Consider the following 16,361-nt stretch of genomic DNA (forward strand, 5'->3'; position numbering starts at 1 on the left):
GGAGCGCGCCGGTGTCCGACTCACTCCGACCGCTGAACCGCCCACGCCTGTACGAGCAGGTCGTGCAGCGGCTGCGCGAGCACGTCGCCGACTCGGGCCTGCGCGCGGGCGACCGGCTGCCACCCGAGCGCACCCTCGCCGAGCAGCTCGGCGTCAGCCGCGCCTCGGTGAAGCAGGCGATCGTGGTGCTGGAGGTCCAGGGCCTGGTCGAGGTGCGCCACGGCGGCGGCACCTACCTGCTGCGCGAATCCCTCGAAGTCGAGCCGGTCGAGGAGCTGGTGGAGCGCAAGCGGCGGCTGCCCGACGTGCTCGACGCCCGCGAGGGCCTGGAGACCAAGCTCGCCGAGCTGGCCGCGCAGCGGCGCACCGACTCCGACATGGCCGAGATCGACGCGGCGCTGGACGCGATGCGCGCCGAGATCGAGGCGGGCGAGGTCGGCGAGGACGGCGACCGGCGCTTCCACGCGGCGGTGACCGCCGCCGCGCACAGCGCGCTGCTGGCGGAGTTCATGCGCACCATCGCCCGCGAGATCGCCGAGAGCCGCAGCGAATCGCTGCGGCAGCCGCGCAGGCCCCCGAAATCGCTGGCCCAGCACGAGCGCATCGCCGAGGCCATCCGCAACGGCGAGGCGAAGGCCGCGGCCTCGGCGATGGCGCGGCACCTGCGCACCGTCAGCCGGGTGCGGCTGCTGGACTGGGACCCCGAAGCCTGAGCAGGACCGAAGCCTGAGCAGGACCGCCTGAGCGGGGCCCGGGGGCCTGATCCGGCCATCCCCCGATAGGCTGCCGCAGGTTTTCTCTCCTGGGGGTCGGCGCTGCAGTGATCGGGTGGTTGTTGGGCACGGCGGGCACCGCCGCGCTGGGCGCGGTCTTCCCGCTGGTGAACATCGAGCTCTACCTGCTCGGCGTCGTCCCCACCGTGCACTCGGTGCCGTGGTGGGCGTTCGCGCTCGCCGCCGCGATCGGCCAGGTCGCCGCCAAGACGCTGTTCTTCCTCGCGGGCAAGGGCGGTTTCGCGCTCGGCGAGCGGTTGAGCAAGCGGGTGCAGAAGGAGCGCACCGGCCGGTGGGCCGCCTGGGTCGAGCGGTTCCACCAGCGGACCCAGGAGCACCCGTGGTGGGGCATGGCCGTGCTGGCGGTCAGCGCGGTTCCCGGCATCCCGCCGTTCAGCCTGATGTCGCTGCTGTCCGGCGCGGCCGGACTCCCCCTGCTCGGCTACCTCGCGGCGAGCCTCGTCGGCCGGATCGGGCACTTCCTGCTCGTCGCCGGAGCACCGGAGCTGGTGACCTGGCTGGGCTCCTGATCTGCGGTTCTCACCCGATTCGGGCGTATTGCGATGATCACCCGGCCGAGTCCGCCGTGCACCCGGAGTCACTTTGAGTACCGGTGAGGTCACACTCCGCGAGGCGGGGTGAGCCGTCGCGGAGGAGATCTTCTAACGTGCCCTCCCGTGAACTTTCTGCGAACGATGCCCGTCGAGGACATCCTCTCCCGGGGTGAGCGCAGCGGCCTGGTCCGCAGGCTCACCGGCAAGGACCTCATCGGGTTCGGCATCGGCATCATCATCGGCACCGGTGTGTTCACCCTCGCCGGCATCGAGGCGAAGGACCACGCGGGACCCGCCGTGGTGCTGTCCTTCGTCATCGGCGGCGTGGTGGCCGCCCTAGCGGCGCTGGCCTACGCCGAGCTGGCCTCCTCGGTCCCCACGGCGGGCAGCGCCTACACCTACGCCTACGCGACCCTGGGCGAGCTGTTCGCCTGGATCATCGGTTGGGACCTGCTGCTGGAGTTCGCGCTCGGCGCCGCGGTGGTCTCGCGGAGCTGGTCGGGCTACATCGCCAACCTGCTGGGTCTGCCGCAGGCCTGGTTCGGCGAGGACGCGACCGTCAACGTCGGCGCCGTGCTCATCATCGCGGTGCTCACGGTGGTGGCGGTGGTCGGCATCCGCGAGTCCTCGTGGGTGACCAACGCGCTGGTCGTGGTCAAGGTCGCGGTGTGCGTGCTGGTGATCGTCGCCGGGCTGTTCTTCGTCACCGGCGCGAACCTGCACCCGTTCATCCCGCCGGCGCAGCCCGCCGAGAGCAGCGCGAGCGCCCTGGAGCAGCCGCTGGTGTCGGCGGTGCTGGGCATGGAGCAGTCGGTGTACGGCTTCGGCGGCGTGCTCACGGCCGCGGCCGTCGTGTTCTTCGCCTACACCGGTTTCGAGGCGCTGGCCAACCTCGGCGAGGAGACCAGGCGGCCCCGCCGGGACCTGCCCGTGGGCCTGCTGGGCAGTCTCATCGTCTGCACGCTGTACGTGCTGGTGGCGTTCATGCTGGCCGCGATGGTCGACTACCGGCAGATCGACGAGGGCGCACCGCTGGCGGCGGCGTTCCAGTCGGTCGGCCAGCCGTGGGTGGCCGCGGTGATCTCGCTGGGTGCGGTGACCGGCCTGACCTCGGTGATGATGGTGGAGCTGGTGACCATCGGCCGCATCGGTTTCGCGATGAGCCGCGACGGGCTGCTGCCGCCCAAGCTCTCCCAGGTGCACCCGCGCTGGGGCACCCCGCACCGGATGACCATCGGCGGTGCGGTGGTGATCATGCTGCTGGCCGGGTTCATCCCGATCTCGGAGCTGTCGGACATGGTCAGCATCGGCGCGCTGTCCGGGTTCCTCATCGTGGCGCTGGCGGTGCCGGTGCTGCGCCGCACCAAGCCCGAGCTGGAGCGCCCGTTCCGGATGCCGCTGTCCCCGGTGCTGCCGGTGATCACCGCACTGGCCTGCCTGTACCTGATGGCGAACCTGGACGTGGTGACCTGGCTGCGGTTCGCCGCGTGGCTGCTCATCGGCCTGCTGATCTACTTCGGCTACGGGCGCGGGCACGCGCTGCTGGGGCGGCGCGACGCGCAGCGGGTCGAGGACTGACCGACGCGCGGGCACAATCGGAGCTACGGTCGCTGGTACCGGAACCCACCATCACGGGAGGTTCGATGAATCCCGAGACGCCCGAAGCCGACGCGGTCGAGCAGGCGCGCCGAGCCGAGGACCTGCCCGACGAGGACGAGTCCGCGGCGGTCGAGATCCCGCTCGACGCGGATCCGGCCGACGTCTCCGAGCAGTACCGCACGGTCCCGGTCGACGACGAGTACGACCGCTGACCTGCTGAAACGCGCCGGGCTCCGCTTCGGGGCCCGGCGCGTTCGCGTTCACGGCAGGACGCGGGTGGGGTTGAGGACGTGGTGCGGGTCCAGCGCGTCCTTGATCGCGCGCGAGGCCCACAGCCCGGCCTCGTCGAGCTCGCGGCCGAGCCAGGCGCGCTTGAGCTGACCGACGCCGTGCTCGCCGGTGATCGTGCCGCCCAGGTCCAGGCCCAGCTGCATGATCGCGTCGAAGGCCTGCTGGGCGCGTTCGGTCTCCTCGGCGTCGGAGTCGTCGAACGCGACGACGGGGTGCATGTTGCCGTCACCGGCGTGCCCGGAGCACAGCACCTGCACCCGGTGCTGCCCGGCGATGCGCTCCATGCCGTCGACCAGGTCGACCAGGTGGCGGCGCGGGACGCAGACGTCGTCGATGAGCAGCGCCTTGCCGAGCTTCTCGTGGGCGTCGCCGACGAGCCGGCGGGCCTGCATGAGCATCTCGCCCTCGGCGGCGCTGTCGGAGACCACGACCTCGGCCGCGCCCATCGCGCGCGCCACCTTCTCGAAGGCGGCCAGGTCGGCCGGGGCCTCGTCGCCGCGGTCGGACTGCACCAGCAGCATGGCGGCCATGCCGTCGGGGAAGCCGAGGTCGGCGATCTGCTGGACGGCGGCGACCGAGGAGGCGTCCATGAACTCCAGCACCGAGGGCCGGTGCCCTTCCGCGAGGTAGCCGGAGACGGTGCGCGCCGAGTCGGCGACGCGGGGGAAGAACGCGACGGCGGTCAGCGGCTGGGCGGAGGCCGGGCGCAGCGCCACGGTCACCTCGGTGACCACGCCGAGCGTTCCCTCGGCGCCGACGATCAGGCGGGTCAGGTCGTAGCCCGCGACGCCCTTGGCGGTGCGGCGCCCGGTGCGCATCACCCTGCCGTCGGCCAGCACGACCTCCAGGCCGCGCACGAAGTCGCCGGTCACGCCGTACTTCACGCAGCACATGCCGCCCGCGTTGGTGGAGACGTTGCCGCCGATGGTGGAGATGCTGCGCGAGCCGGGGTCCGGCGGGTAGAACAGGCCCTTCTCGGCGACGGCGGCGGCGAGCACCCCGTTGACCACGCCGGGCTGCACCACGGCCAGCTGCTCGTCGACGTCGATGTCGATGATGGCGTCCATCTTCTCCAGCGACAGCAGCACGCAGCCGTCCAGCGCGTTGGCCGCGCCGGACAGGCCGGAGCGCGCGCCCTGCGGCACGACCGGAACCCGGTGGGCGTGGGCCCACTTCAGCACCGCCGCCACGTCGTCGGTGTCGCGCGCCCGGACCAGCGCCGCCGGCGTCCCGGCCGGGCAGAACGTGGCTCGGTCCCGGCTGTGCGCCGCCAGCACGTCCGGATCGTCGAACACCCGCCCGTCGGGTAGCAGCTCCCGCAGTGCGTCGGTGGGGATCATCGCCTCGTCTCTCCCAGGCTTCGAACAGGGCTCTTACCACGGCAAACCTAAACCGCCGAACGCCCGCATCCCACCCCGGAGTGACCTTCTCCGCTCCTCCCGCCCCGGGGGACCGGATTTCGAGGGAAACCCGGTCCCCGACTTCCATGGAAATCGTCCGCACCCGGGTCAGGTGATGCCCGGGGCGATCATGGTGAGCCAGACGACGACCGGGGCGATGACGACCATGGCGCCCCCGTAGAGGGCCAGGCCCTTGAAGACGGAGTCCCGTTCCGACTCGCGGGAGTTCGCGAGCATGATGGCGCCGCTGGTGGAGAACGGGCTGATGTCTACGACCGTGGAGGCGATCGCCAGGGCGGCGACCATGCCCGCGACACCGACCTGACCGCTCGCCATGAGCGGGACCGCCAGCGGGATGAGCGCGCCGAGCAGCCCGGTGGAGGACGCGAACGCCGAGACCACCGCGCCGATCAGGCACAGCAGGAACGCCGACAGCAGCGGGACGCCGATGCTGCTGACCGCGTGGCTGACGTAGTCGACGGTGCCCAGCTCCTGCAGGACGCCGACGTAGGTGAGCACGCCGCAGATGAGCAGCACGGTCGGCCAGGTGACGTTCTTGACCGCGTCGCGGTGCGCCTGCGGGGAGATGACGCCGAGCACCACGGCCACGGTGATGGCCACCAGACCGATGTCGAGCTCCAGGAACAGCGTCAGCACGACCATCGTCAGGATGCCGACGAGGGTCAGCACCTTGTCGCGGCTGAGCTCCACCCGCTCCAGCAGCGCGTCGTCGCGAGCGGCCCCGGGAGCATCGGCGGGAACCGGTGTCTCGACGCTCCTGCGCCTGCTCAGCAGCGCGAACGCGACGGCGGCGAAGACGAGGTTGAGCGCGAAGCTCGCGAAGAACAGGAACAGCGGGCTGCCGTCGAGCCTGCTCTGGTCGACCACGCCGTTGACGATCACGCCGAACACCGAGATCGGCGAGAACCCGCCGACCATCGTGCCGTGCACGACCATCACCGACATCAGCAGCGGGCTGATGCCGTGCTTGGCGGCCAGTCCCATCGCGACCGGCGCGATGATCGCGACCGCCGCGGGCGGCACCGCCCCGATGGCGGTCAGCAGCGCCGAGACCGCCAGCATCACCCACGGCACGAGCGCGAGCCTGCCGCCCACGAGCTGCACCGACCGGTAGACCAGCCAGTCGATCGTGCCGTTGGCGCGGGCGATGGCGAACAGGTAGGTGACGCCGACCAGCACCATGAAGATGTCGCCTGGGAATCCGCCGAGGATGTCGTCGGAGGTCATGCCGCCGGCGAGGGTGCCGACGAGGAACGCGGCGGCGAAGGCCAGCGCCCCCATGTTGACCGAGAACACGCCGGTGACGACGAAGATGGCCACCAGCGCCAGGATCGAGATCAGTTCGGCGGACATGGTCACGCCCCCGATCTGCCGGTCAGCTCGGCGATCGCGGCGGTGACCCCGCCCGGCCGGTGCGGCACCCCGGCCAGCCCCAGCCCGGCTTCGACGACGCCGAGGGTGCCCAGCAGCGTGGCGTCGTTGAACGCGCCGAGGTGCCCGATGCGGAACACCTTCTTGGCCACTTTGGACAGTCCGGCGCCGAGCGAGGTGTCGAAGCGCTCCAGGATGACCTTCCGCAGGTGGTCTGCGTCGTGCTCGCCGGGCATCAGCACCGCGGTCAGCACGCTGCTGTAGTCGGTGCCGGGCGCGGTTCCCGGGTCGCGGCACAGGATTTCGAGCCCCCAGGCGCGCACGGCGGCGCGGGTGGCGGCGGCGTGCCGGTCGTGGCGCGCGTAGACCTCGTCGAGCCCTTCGTCGAGCAGCATCGACAGGGCTTCGCGCATCCCGAAGAGCATGTTGGTCGGCGGGGTGTAGCGGAAGTAGCCCTGCTTTCCCGCGGCCAGCAGCGGTTGCCAGTCCCAGTAGGACTTGGTCAGCGTCGCCGACTGCGAGGCCAGCAGCGCCTTGGCGCTGATCACGTTGAGGCCGATGCCGGGCGGCAGCATCAGGCCCTTCTGGGAGCAGCCGATCGTGACGTCCACGCCCCACTCGTCGTGCCGGTAGTCGACCGAGCCCAGCGAGGAGATCGTGTCGACCAGCAGCAGCGCCGGGTGGTCGGCGGCGTCGAGGGCGGCGCGCACCGCGGCGATGTCGCTGACCACGCCGGTGGAGGTCTCGTTGTGCACCACGGCCACGGCCTTGATCCGGTGCTCGGCGTCGGCCCGCAGCCGTTCCTCGACGGCGCCCGGGTCGACGCCGCTGCGCCAGTCGCCCGGGATCGTCTCGGGGCGCAGGCCCAGCGAGCTCGCCAGCTCGGACCACTGATCGGCGAAGTGCCCGGTCTCGTACATCAGCACCTCGTCGCCGGGCGAGAGCGTGTTGACCAGGGCGGCCTCCCACGCCCCGGTGCCCGAGGAGGGGTAGAGCACGACGTCGGCGGAAGTGCGCGCCACGGCGCGGAGCTTGTCGAAGACCTCCAGGGCGAGGTCGGCGAAATCCGGCCCCCGGTGGTCGATGGTGGGGTTGGCGATCGCGTGCAGCACCCGGTCGGGAACGTTGCTCGGTCCCGGGATCTGCAGGAAGTGGCGACTGCTGGCAACGGACATTCGATCCTCCACGGTGAGGACGATCTTCCGGCATGTGAAAACCGCGTTCCAGTGGGTTGAATTCTGTAGACAGCGAGCCGATCATGTCAAGTGGCTCACTTCCGCCTTGACACCTGTTCCAGCCGGCCACCGCCGCGAAATCGGCAGGAAAACGCGGGAAGGACACGCAGTGCGCAACGAAGCCACCACCCGGGCAGCCGCTTCCGAGCTGGCCACCGAACTGGCCCGGAACCTGGACGGAAACGTCCGGTTCGACGACTACTCCCGCCACCTCTACTCCACCGACGCCAGCATGTACCGGGTCCGGCCGCTCGGCGTCGTGTTCCCCCGCCACGCCGAGGACGTCGCGACCACCGTGCGGCTGTGCGCGCAGGCCGGGGTCGCCGTGCTCCCGCGCGGTGCCGGGACGAGCCACTGCGGGCAGACCGTCGGCGAGGCCGTGGTGCTCGACTTCTCCCGCCACATGAACCGAATCCTGGAGCTGGACCCGGATCGCCGGGTGGCGCGGGTGCAACCCGGGCTGGTGCAGGACGAGCTTAACCTCGCGGCCGGCGCGCACGGCCTGTTCTTCGCGCCGGACACCTCGACCAGCAACCGAGCCACGCTCGGCGGCATGATCGGCAACAACTCCTGCGGTTCGCGCTCGGCCCGCTACGGCATGACCATCGACCACGTCGAAGGTCTGGAAGTCGTGCTCTCCGACGGAAACCCGGTGCGGCTGGGCGAGATCTCGGAATCCGACCGACTGACCAGGTCCACTTCGGACACCCTGGAGGGCCGGATCCACCGGCGGCTCCCGGAGATCGTCGACTCCGCCCGCCCAGGTCTGGCCGAGCAGTCCCAGCAGTTCTGGCGCCGCGCCGGCGGCTACCGGCTCGACCGGTTGGCCGAGGGGCCGTTCGACCTGGCGAAGTTCGTCGTGGGCGCCGAGGGCACACTGGTCACCGTTACCGAGGCGCTGGTGCGGCTCATCCCGAAACCGAAGGCGACCGTGATGGTCGTCGGGCACTTCGACTCCACCGCCGCCTGCATCGCCGGGACCGACGCGGCGATGCGCACCGGCGCCGCCGGGATCGAGATGGTGGACAACTTCATCCTCGACCTGGCCCGGAGATCACCGCAGCACGCGCACCTCTTCGACGCGCTGGACGGCGATCCGCGGGCGCTGATGTTCGCCGAGTTCTACGGCGACACGATCGAGGAGGCCCGCGCGGGAGCCGAGGAGCTCGTGGCCACCTGGCGCACCGAGGGCCACGGCTACGCCACCCGACTGGCCGCCACCGACGCCGAACTGGCCCCGCTGCGCGCGCTGCGCAAGTCCGGCCTCGGCCTGCTGATGGCCGCGGGTCGCTCCACCGAGCGCTCGGTGGCCTTCGTCGAGGACACCGCCGTGCCGCCGGAGCACCTCGCCGAGTACACCGCCAAGTTCGCCCAGATCCTCGACGACCACGGGCTGCGCGCCGGGTTCTACGGCCACGCCTCCGCCGGGTGCCTGCACGTGCGGCCGTTCATGGACCTCACCCGCCCCGACCAGGTCGCCACCATGCGCGCGGTCGCCGAGGAGGTCTGCGACCTGGCGCTGTCCTACGGCGGGGTCAACTCCAGCGAGCACGGCGACGGCTACGCCCGCAGCGAGTTCAACCGCAAGATCTTCGGCGACACCGTCTACGAGGCGATGCGGGAGGTCAAGGCGTTGTTCGACCCCGAGGGCATCATGAACCCGGGCAAGATCGTCGACGCGCCGCCGATGACCGACAACCTGCGCGAGCCCACGATCCCGGTGGCCGCGTCGCTGGACACCCACTTCGACTTCACCCGCTACGGCGGGATGCGCGGCGAGGCCGAGCGCTGCCAGCGCATCGGCGCCTGCCGCAAGCCCGAGACCTCGGGCGGAGCGATGTGCCCCTCGTTCATGGCCACCCGCGACGAGGAGCACTCCACCCGGGGCCGCGCCAACGCGCTGGTGCTGGCGCTGTCGGAACCCGATCCGCGCGCGGCGCTGGGCGACGAGCGGCTCAAGGAGGTGCTCGACCTGTGCCTGGAGTGCAAGGCCTGCCAGCACGAATGCCCGATGTCGGTGGACATGGCGACGCTCAAGAGCGAGGCGCTGGCCCATCACCACGCCCAGCACGGCACCGACCTGCGGAGCCGGGTCTTCGGCGCCACCCGGCAGCTCTACCGGCTGGGCGCGATGGCCGCACCGCTGACCAACCTGCTCGCCCGGCCCGGGCCGGTGCGGGCGCTGATGCAGAAGGTCGTCGGTATCGACGGCCGCCGTCCGCTCCCCTCCTTCCGCCGGAACGACCTGCTGCGCTGGAACCGCTCCCGGCCGGCCACGCCCACCGCTGCGGGTGTCACCCCGGGTGAGCGGGGCGAGGTGGTGTTCCTGGCCGACTCGTTCACCAGCCACACCGAGCCGGACATCGGGCGGGCGGCGATCCGGCTGCTGGAGCACGCCGGGTGGCGGGTCCGGGTCGAGTCGGGGGTGTGCTGCGCGCGGCCGCAGATCTCGAAAGGCCTTCTCCCCCGGGCGGAGGAGGTCGCCGGGAAGCTGGTGTCGACGCTCGTGCCGGAGGCCGAGCGGGGTGTGCGGATCGTGGGCTGCGAGCCCTCGTGCGTGTCGACGCTGCGCGACGAGCACCCGAAGCTGCTGGGCGATTCCCGGGTGGCGGGCAGCGCGGGCCTCGTCGAGGACCTGCTGGCCGAAGCCCTCGACGACGGCACGCTCACGCCCCGGCGCGGACCGGAGAAGGTCCTGTTCCACGGGCACTGCCACCAGAAGGCGGTGCTGGGCACGGCGTCGTCGGCCCGGGTTCTCCGGTCGCTGTCGGAGGTCGAGGTGCTCGACGCCGGGTGCTGCGGGATGGCGGGTTCGTTCGGCTTCGAGACCGAGCACTACGAGATGTCGATGACCATCGGCGGCCAACGCCTGTTCCCGGCCATCGAGGACGCTCCCGAGGCGACCGTGGCGGCCACCGGCGTCTCCTGCCGCCAGCAGGTCGCCCACGGCACCGGGCGCCAGGCACGGCACCCGGTGGAACTCCTCCACGACGCCGTCTTCGGGTGAGCCCCCCGGCAGGGGGCGGTTTTTCCTCGAACTGTCCGGACAAAACGGACATTGATCTCAGGTGATTCGAGGAAAAACTGCCCTCTGTCGAGCACCACCCCAACCGAGAGCTCCCGCAGGGCGGCGTCGGAGCAGCGGCGGCGTCGCGGTGGTGTTGTGGGTCAGGAGGGCCAGAGGCCGAAGAGGGCGGCGAAGCCTTCGCGCCAGCTGGGCCAGGTGGGCTTCCAGCCCAGGGTTTCGCGGAGGCGGAAGTTCGTCGCGCCGCGCTGCTCGGTGAGCTGGTGGACGGTCAGCCAGTCCAGCTGGGACTGGGCCTGCTCCAGGGTCAGCGCGACCGGGGCCGGGGCTCCGGCCATGCGGGCGTAGGCCGGCAGCCATTCGCAGGACTCGGCCGGCTCGTTGTCGACGACGTTGTAGGCGCCCGGATCGCCGCCTTCGAGCAGTTCCAGGATCACCCCCGCGGCGTCCTCCACGTGGGTGAAGGAGGTGAGCCCGACCCCGTCGCCGACCAGCGGCAGCTCGCTGCCGACCACCCGCGCGTGCACGTCACCACCGGGCGCGTACTGGGTGTCCGGGCCGTACAGGGCGCCGTAGCGCAGCGAGATGCCCTCGATGCCGGAGCGGGTGAACAGCTCCTCCTCCATCGAGGCCAGCGCCCGCACCAGCTCGCCCCAGGCTCCGGGGGCGTCGATCCACAGCGGGGATTCCTCGTCGAGCACGTCGTGCCCGTGCGCGCGGTAGGCCGCGGTCATGCCCTGGGCGATGAACCGGCGGGCCCCGGCCGCCACGGCGGCGTCGAGGAGGTTCTTGCAGCCGCGCTCGCGGAGTTTCGCGGTGCGCCGCAACGCCTCCTGCGGATCGGCGGCGCCGAACGCCGAGGTCTGGTCGATCACCACGTCGGGAGCGCACCGGCGCAGCTGGATCCGCAGCGCATCGGGTTCGAGCAGGTCGACGGCCACGACCTCGTCGGCGGACAGCTCGTTCAGCCGGTCGGCTCTGCGCGACAGCGCCGTCACGTGGTGACCGCGCTCCCGCAGCTGCGGCAGCAGAGCTCTTCCGACCACACCGGACGCACCGGCGACAACCACACGCAGGGGCATTCCCCGGAACCTCGCATCTGGTCAAACGTCAGCGAGCCCCGAGGCTACCCCGCGACACCCTGCCCCATCGGGTGAAACTCGCCGGTGATCGGCGAGAGGAAGATCATCTGCGGTGAGCGGCGGACCGGCGGTCACGGCCCGCCGCTCGTCGAGGACTGCAGCGAGTCAGACGGTGCGGATGCCCGCCGCCTGAGGACCCTTGGGGCCCTGCGCGATCTCGAACTCCACGCGCTGGTTCTCCTCCAGCGTGCGGAAACCGGTGGCGTCGATGGCGGAGTAGTGGGCGAAGACGTCAGAGCCACCGCCGTCGGGGGTGATGAACCCGTAGCCCTTCTCAGCGTTGAACCACTTGACCGTACCGCTAGCCATTCCTTGTTCTCCCGTTTCTGCTGGCCGGGGTCAACACCGCGCAGACCCCTGGTTGGCAGAGCTGATCACCGGCAGCGCGCGGAGCCAGGCACCGCGGCACAAAAAAAGCGCCTGCGTTCTGGCAGGCACTCTTCCAGTACTGCAAGGACCAAAACCGCAACCACGAGTCACGCTAGCACCGTGGTAGCAGGTTGTCACACGTTGATCGCAGGCGGTCAGCATGAGACCGTACCCGGTCCGCCACAAGACTTTTCGAGTTCGAACGACGCGGTCCCCGGGTCGCGTGAACCCGGGGACCGCACCGCTGGTCGTCACGGAATGCTCAGCAGGGCCTCCCCGCTCTCCTCGGCGACCCGGTTCTGCTCGGTGCGCTGCTCGGCCAGCATCAGCGCCGCGTCGCGCGGCGTGTGCCCCTCGGTGTCCCAGGCCGCCAGCAGCAGCGGGATCTTGGCCAGCATCTCCTCGCGCAGCACCTGGAAGGACAGCACGGGATCGGCGTCGACCCGCCCGAGCAGCAGCCACCACGCCCACGCCGCGGCACCGGCGTTGGCCACGAAGTCCGGGATGACCGGAATCCCGCGGGTGGCCAGCAGTTCCTCCGCCTCGGGCGTGACCGGGTTGTTGGCCGCCTCGACGATCACCCGCGCCGCCACGTCCGGCACCCGGTCGGTGCCGATCGCGAAGGACACCGCCGCCGGGATCAGGACGTCGACCTCCTGGGAGAGCACCGCGTCGCGCGGCAGCAGCTCCACACCGGCGGGGACCTGGTCGCGGTCGATCTCGCCGAACCGGTCGCGGGCCTCCAGCAGCGTCGGCACGTCCAGCCCGTCCGGGTGGTAGAGGGTTCCGGCCGCGTCGGCCATCGCCACCACCTTCAGCCCCGCCTCGTGCAGGTAGAAGGCGGCGCCGCCGCCCATCGTGCCCACGCCCTGCACGGCCACGGTGGTCTCCTCCGCAGCCCAGTCGCGGGCGTGCACCACGCCCAGGCAGCACTGGGCGACGCCGTAACCGCCGACGACGTCACCGAGCAGCAGCCCGCCCGGCACCGGCGCGTTGAGCCCGGCCCGCACCCGGCGCAGCGTGCGCTCCACGTCCGGGGACCGGCGGATGGCCGCGTGGTAGGACTGGTGCATCCCCAGCTCCTCGAACGCGTCGTCGATCAGGTGCTGCGGCACGCCGAGGTCCTCGGCGGTCACCCAGTGCGCGTCCAGCCACGGGCGCATCGCCTGGAGGTAGCGCCGGAGCACTCCCTTGGCCTGCGGGTCCTTCGGGTCGCAGTCGATGCCGCCCTTCGCCCCACCCACGGGCAACTCGAAGACAGCGGTCTTGCGGGCCATGCCGCGCGCCAGGTGCTCGACCTCTTCCATCGTGCAACCGGCACGCATCCTGGTCCCGCCGGTGGCGAGACCCGACACCAGGCTGTGCACGACGAGGAAGCCGTTGCTGCCTGTCACCGGATCCGTCCAGGTCACCTTCATGAGCGGTTCGCCGCCGACGAGTCCCATGGGCGATACCTCCTTTCAGAGCGCATACGAGACGGGGTAACGCGATCGGGCAACGACGAGATAGGGCGGATATCCGCCCTGTGTGGTTCGTCGAAGCCGATCAGCTACGTGCTAATTCGAGGAGTCTGATCGTGAGGAGAAGGTCCGCAGACCGGGTCGGACGCGGAAAGCTCTTCAACTCGGTTCGCATGAGTCCACCTCCCGCGTCCGCCCAATGGCTCGAAGCTAAGGCCGGGGGTGAGAGATTGTCAACAATCGTCGGTTCGGACAACCGTTACGACGTCGGAACGGGTGCATGACGGCCGGTAAAACGGGCGTATCCGGTTGCTGCGTAACGAGATCAACTCAACCGGCCCCCGCCGGCGGCGCGTTGGTCCTAAGCTTCCACCCGAAGGCGCTCGTGATGCCTTCGCCCCGATTTCGCGAATCCGACATCCCGGAGCGGAAGGGTCGAATCCGGACTCGGGGAACGGCGTGCACCGCCTCGCTGCACGACTGGAAGGATGGGAGTCATGAGCCAACCTGAGCCGCCGGGATCGCTGGATGAAGCCACGCAGCAGCAGTTGATCCAGGAGATCGGCCGGGTGATCGTGCGCGCGCTTCCACCCGGCTGGCACGAGTCCACGACGGAGTACCGCTCCCTCGGCGGCCACGTCGAGACGGTGTGCCGGTTGATCGCGCCCAACGGCAGCGCGATCCCGCTCGCCGCGCCCCCGGAGGCGGGTCCGCTGTTCGAGCGGCTGCGGCGCGGCATGTACCAGCCCGATCGGGGCACCTGGGTCAGCGCGGTCTACCGGCTGCAGCGGCCCGGCAGCTACGCGGTCGACTTCAACGGCGACCGCGAACCCGAATGGCAGACCCCTCCCCCGCCCTCCGCCCGCGCGGAGGAGCTGCGGCTGCACCCGCGCCCGGCGGCCGCCACCCCGCATTGGCTCGCCGGCGAGGCCGCCCCGCAGGTCGGATCGCCGCAACCCGGGCCCCCGCAGGCCGGTGGCCCGCCGCTGCGCACCGCGGAGGTCTTCGACGACCGCGGCAACCCGATCACCGAGCGTGCCGAGATCGGTCGCGCGGAGGCCGATCGAGTGGCGGAGTACCTGGAGACTGCCCCGGTCGTGCTGGCCGCGCGCAGCTACGACGACGACCGGCTGGACCGGCAGCGCACCGGCGCGGTGCCGATGACCTTCCACACCGACGGGACCTGGATCTGGCCGGGCGCGGTGGCCTACTACCTGCGTCAACACGGCGTGGCGCCGGAGCCCGACCTGCTCAACCACATCCGCGCCCGGGGCTTCCAGCTCCCGGAGGTCACCGAACCGCAGCGCGAACGCGCCGTCGCCGCCATCACCGGCGAGCGCGTCTAGGCCGCCTGTCCGGAACTGACCGGCGCCACCGCACCGACCTGCTGCGACAATCAGCTCATGGTCGGTGAGGTGGCGTTCTTGGGTGGCCCGGTGGCCACGATGGACGCCGCGCGGTCGTTCACCGATGCGGTGCTGGTGCGCGACGGCCGGATCGCGGCCGTCGGTGCGGACGCGGTGCGCGAGCGGATCGGCCCGCGCACCGACGTGATCTCGCTGCGCGGCCGGTTGCTGCTGCCGGGGTTCCACGACGCGCACGTGCACCCGGTCTTCGGCGGCCTGCTGCACGGGCGCTGCGACCTCTCGGGGGCCGAGTCGGCGGCCGATTGCCTGCGGCTGGTCGCCGAGCACCTCGCCGCCCGCCCGGACTCGCCGTGGCTGCTCGGCGGCGGCTGGGACGTGGCGCAGTTCCCGGGCGGGACGCCGACCCGGCGGGCGCTGGACTCGGTGACCGGGGACCGGCCCGCGTACCTGGTCAACCGCGATCACCACGGTGCGTGGGTGAACTCGGTGGCGCTGCGGCTGGCCGGCATCGGCCGGGACACCCCGGATCCGCCGGACGGGCGCATCGAGCGCGACCCGGCCGGGCGTCCCGACGGCACCCTGCACGAGGGCGCGACCCGCCTGATGGAGCACGTGCTGCCGGTCACCGGTGCCCAGGAGCACCTCGACGCCCTGGCCGAGGGGCAGCGGCACCTGCACGCGCGCGGCGTGACGTCGTGGCACGACGCGATCATCGGCCGCTACCTGGGCTACGACGACCTGCTGAGCACGTACGTCACCGCGGACGAGCGGGGCATGCTGACCGGCAAGGTGCGCGGCGCGCTGTGGTGGGACCGCGATCGCGGACCGGAACAGGTGCCGGATCTGGTGGAGCGCCGCAAGCGGGCGCGGGGCGAGCGGTTCCGGGCCGAGACGGTCAAGATCATGCAGGACGGGGTGTGCGAGAACGCCACGGCCGCGCTGCGCCTGCCCTACCTGGGGCGGGACGGTCGGGGCCTGTCGTTCGTGTCCCCGGAGGAGCTGGCGGAGGCGGTGCCCGCGCTGACCGCCGAGGGCTTCCAGCTGCACTTCCACGCGGTCGGCGATCGGGCGGTGCGCGACGCGCTGGACGCGGTCCGCGGGAGCGATCCCGCGCTGCGTCACCAGATCGCCCACGTCCAGGTGGTCCATCCGGGCGATCTCCCCCGCTTCCGGGAACTCGGGGTGGCCGCGACGATCCAGCCGCGCTGGGCGGTCCAGGACGCGGCGATGACCGAGCTGACCGCGCCCCGGCTCGGCCACACCCGCACCTCGTGGCAGTACCCGTTCCGCTCGCTGCGCGCGGCGGGCGCGGTGCTGGCGGTGGGCAGCGACTGGCCGGTGTCGGAGGCCGACCCGATGCTGGGCGTCCACGTGGCGGTCAACCGCTGCGAGCCCGGCTCGGACGATGCCCTCGGCCCGGGCGAATCGCTGCAGCTCGTCGACGCGCTGGCGGCCTGCACGGCGGGCGGGGCGTGGGTGAACCACGTCGAGGGCAGCACCGGCACGATCGAGGTCGGCAAGGCGGCCGACCTGGTGCTGCTCGACGCCGATCCGTTCGCGCTGCCTGCGGCGGAGATCGCGTCCTGCGGGGTGGATCTGACGATGGTGGACGGTGTGATCGTGCACCATCGGTGATCTTGGGACTGGGCCGGGCGGGCGATGTCACATCCCGATCGTGTGCCAACCGCGGCCAGGCATTGGCCGCGCTGGACGGGACTGGTTGCGTCTGCGGCGACGGTGCACATCCCTTGGGA

The 16,361-nt window shown here is 71.5% G+C and carries 13 protein-coding genes; 7 read left to right on the plus strand and 6 right to left on the minus strand.

The features are described from left to right. The first annotated feature begins 11 nt into the window (after nt 1-11). The 4 genes from REH65_RS04305 (at nt 12) to REH65_RS04320 (ending at nt 3,138) form a co-directional block, all read left to right on the plus strand. Nucleotides 12-713 carry a FadR/GntR family transcriptional regulator gene (locus REH65_RS04305; RefSeq protein ID WP_281455789.1) on the plus strand — a complete coding sequence of 234 codons (702 nt, stop codon included), beginning with the start codon at nt 12-14 and terminating at the stop codon, nt 711-713. A 107-nt stretch (nt 714-820) separates the two neighbouring features. Beyond that, nucleotides 821-1,303: a VTT domain-containing protein gene (locus tag REH65_RS04310; RefSeq protein WP_406691372.1), complete on the plus strand. Its 483-nt coding sequence runs from the start codon at nt 821-823 to the stop codon at nt 1,301-1,303. 165 nt (nt 1,304-1,468) lie between these two features. After that, entirely contained in the window at nt 1,469-2,905 is a 1,437-nt protein-coding gene (locus REH65_RS04315; RefSeq protein WP_406693080.1) for an amino acid permease, read from the plus strand. A gap of 65 nt (nt 2,906-2,970) precedes the next feature. Further along, the gene (locus tag REH65_RS04320; RefSeq protein WP_281455786.1) at nt 2,971-3,138 is read left to right on the plus strand and encodes a hypothetical protein; all 168 of its coding nucleotides are present in this window, start codon (nt 2,971-2,973) and stop codon (nt 3,136-3,138) included. 48 nt (nt 3,139-3,186) lie between these two features. Here the strand turns inward: REH65_RS04320 and REH65_RS04325 are convergent, their stop codons facing one another. The 3 genes from REH65_RS04325 to REH65_RS04335 all read right to left on the minus strand — a co-directional run bounded on the left by REH65_RS04325 (nt 3,187) and on the right by REH65_RS04335 (nt 7,184). Further along, a complete protein-coding gene (locus REH65_RS04325; RefSeq protein ID WP_406691373.1) occupies nt 3,187-4,557 on the minus strand; it encodes an FAD-binding oxidoreductase in 1,371 nt (456 codons plus the stop codon). Nucleotides 4,558-4,725: 168 nt separating this feature from the next. Continuing rightward, entirely contained in the window at nt 4,726-5,991 is a 1,266-nt protein-coding gene (locus tag REH65_RS04330) for an SLC13 family permease (protein WP_406691374.1), read from the minus strand. 2 nt (nt 5,992-5,993) lie between these two features. Then, on the minus strand, nt 5,994-7,184 hold the full coding sequence (locus REH65_RS04335; RefSeq protein ID WP_406691375.1) for a pyridoxal-phosphate-dependent aminotransferase family protein: 1,191 nt from the start codon (nt 7,182-7,184) through the stop codon (nt 5,994-5,996). Between the two features lie 169 nt (nt 7,185-7,353). On the opposite strand from REH65_RS04335, the gene REH65_RS04340 reads away from it, so the two are divergent. Continuing rightward, nucleotides 7,354-10,251: an FAD-binding and (Fe-S)-binding domain-containing protein gene (locus REH65_RS04340; protein ID WP_406691377.1), complete on the plus strand. Its 2,898-nt coding sequence runs from the start codon at nt 7,354-7,356 to the stop codon at nt 10,249-10,251. A gap of 161 nt (nt 10,252-10,412) precedes the next feature. Here REH65_RS04340 and REH65_RS04345 read toward each other — a convergent pair whose 3' ends face one another. The 3 genes from REH65_RS04345 to REH65_RS04355 form a co-directional block, all read right to left on the minus strand. Next, nucleotides 10,413-11,351: an NAD-dependent epimerase/dehydratase family protein gene (locus tag REH65_RS04345; protein WP_406691378.1), complete on the minus strand. Its 939-nt coding sequence runs from the start codon at nt 11,349-11,351 to the stop codon at nt 10,413-10,415. Between the two features lie 165 nt (nt 11,352-11,516). Beyond that, nucleotides 11,517-11,720 (minus strand): cold-shock protein, encoded by a 204-nt coding sequence (locus tag REH65_RS04350; RefSeq protein ID WP_145739725.1) that lies wholly within the window; start codon nt 11,718-11,720, stop codon nt 11,517-11,519. A gap of 311 nt (nt 11,721-12,031) precedes the next feature. Next, nucleotides 12,032-13,225, minus strand: coding sequence for a Glu/Leu/Phe/Val dehydrogenase (locus tag REH65_RS04355; RefSeq protein WP_281455780.1), 1,194 nt, complete (start codon nt 13,223-13,225; stop codon nt 12,032-12,034). Between the two features lie 512 nt (nt 13,226-13,737). On the opposite strand from REH65_RS04355, the gene REH65_RS04360 reads away from it, so the two are divergent. Further along, a complete protein-coding gene (locus REH65_RS04360; protein WP_406691379.1) occupies nt 13,738-14,586 on the plus strand; it encodes a hypothetical protein in 849 nt (282 codons plus the stop codon). A 57-nt stretch (nt 14,587-14,643) separates the two neighbouring features. Then, nucleotides 14,644-16,242: an amidohydrolase gene (locus REH65_RS04365; RefSeq protein WP_406691380.1), complete on the plus strand. Its 1,599-nt coding sequence runs from the start codon at nt 14,644-14,646 to the stop codon at nt 16,240-16,242. Nucleotides 16,243-16,361: the final 119 nt, after the last annotated feature.

Source organism: Saccharopolyspora sp. ID03-671 (genome assembly GCF_045278815.1).
In the GTDB taxonomy this organism is placed as follows: Bacteria; Actinomycetota; Actinomycetes; order Mycobacteriales; family Pseudonocardiaceae; genus Saccharopolyspora; species Saccharopolyspora ipomoeae.

What these genes read in the sequence shown, in the direction of transcription:
- REH65_RS04315 (WP_406693080.1), top strand. Translation starts at nt 1,469, where the DNA reads ATGCCCGTCGAGGACATCCTCTCCCGGGGTGAGCGCAGCGGCCTGGTC.
- REH65_RS04320 (WP_281455786.1), top strand. Translation starts at nt 2,971, where the DNA reads ATGAATCCCGAGACGCCCGAAGCCGACGCGGTCGAGCAGGCGCGCCGA.
- REH65_RS04325 (WP_406691373.1), bottom strand. Translation starts at nt 4,557, where the DNA reads ATGATCCCCACCGACGCACTGCGGGAGCTGCTACCCGACGGGCGGGTG.
- REH65_RS04330 (WP_406691374.1), bottom strand. Translation starts at nt 5,991, where the DNA reads ATGTCCGCCGAACTGATCTCGATCCTGGCGCTGGTGGCCATCTTCGTC.
- REH65_RS04335 (WP_406691375.1), bottom strand. Translation starts at nt 7,184, where the DNA reads ATGTCCGTTGCCAGCAGTCGCCACTTCCTGCAGATCCCGGGACCGAGC.
- REH65_RS04345 (WP_406691378.1), bottom strand. Translation starts at nt 11,351, where the DNA reads ATGCCCCTGCGTGTGGTTGTCGCCGGTGCGTCCGGTGTGGTCGGAAGA.
- REH65_RS04350 (WP_145739725.1), bottom strand. Translation starts at nt 11,720, where the DNA reads ATGGCTAGCGGTACGGTCAAGTGGTTCAACGCTGAGAAGGGCTACGGG.
- REH65_RS04355 (WP_281455780.1), bottom strand. Translation starts at nt 13,225, where the DNA reads ATGGGACTCGTCGGCGGCGAACCGCTCATGAAGGTGACCTGGACGGAT.
- REH65_RS04360 (WP_406691379.1), top strand. Translation starts at nt 13,738, where the DNA reads ATGAGCCAACCTGAGCCGCCGGGATCGCTGGATGAAGCCACGCAGCAG.
- REH65_RS04365 (WP_406691380.1), top strand. Translation starts at nt 14,644, where the DNA reads ATGGTCGGTGAGGTGGCGTTCTTGGGTGGCCCGGTGGCCACGATGGAC.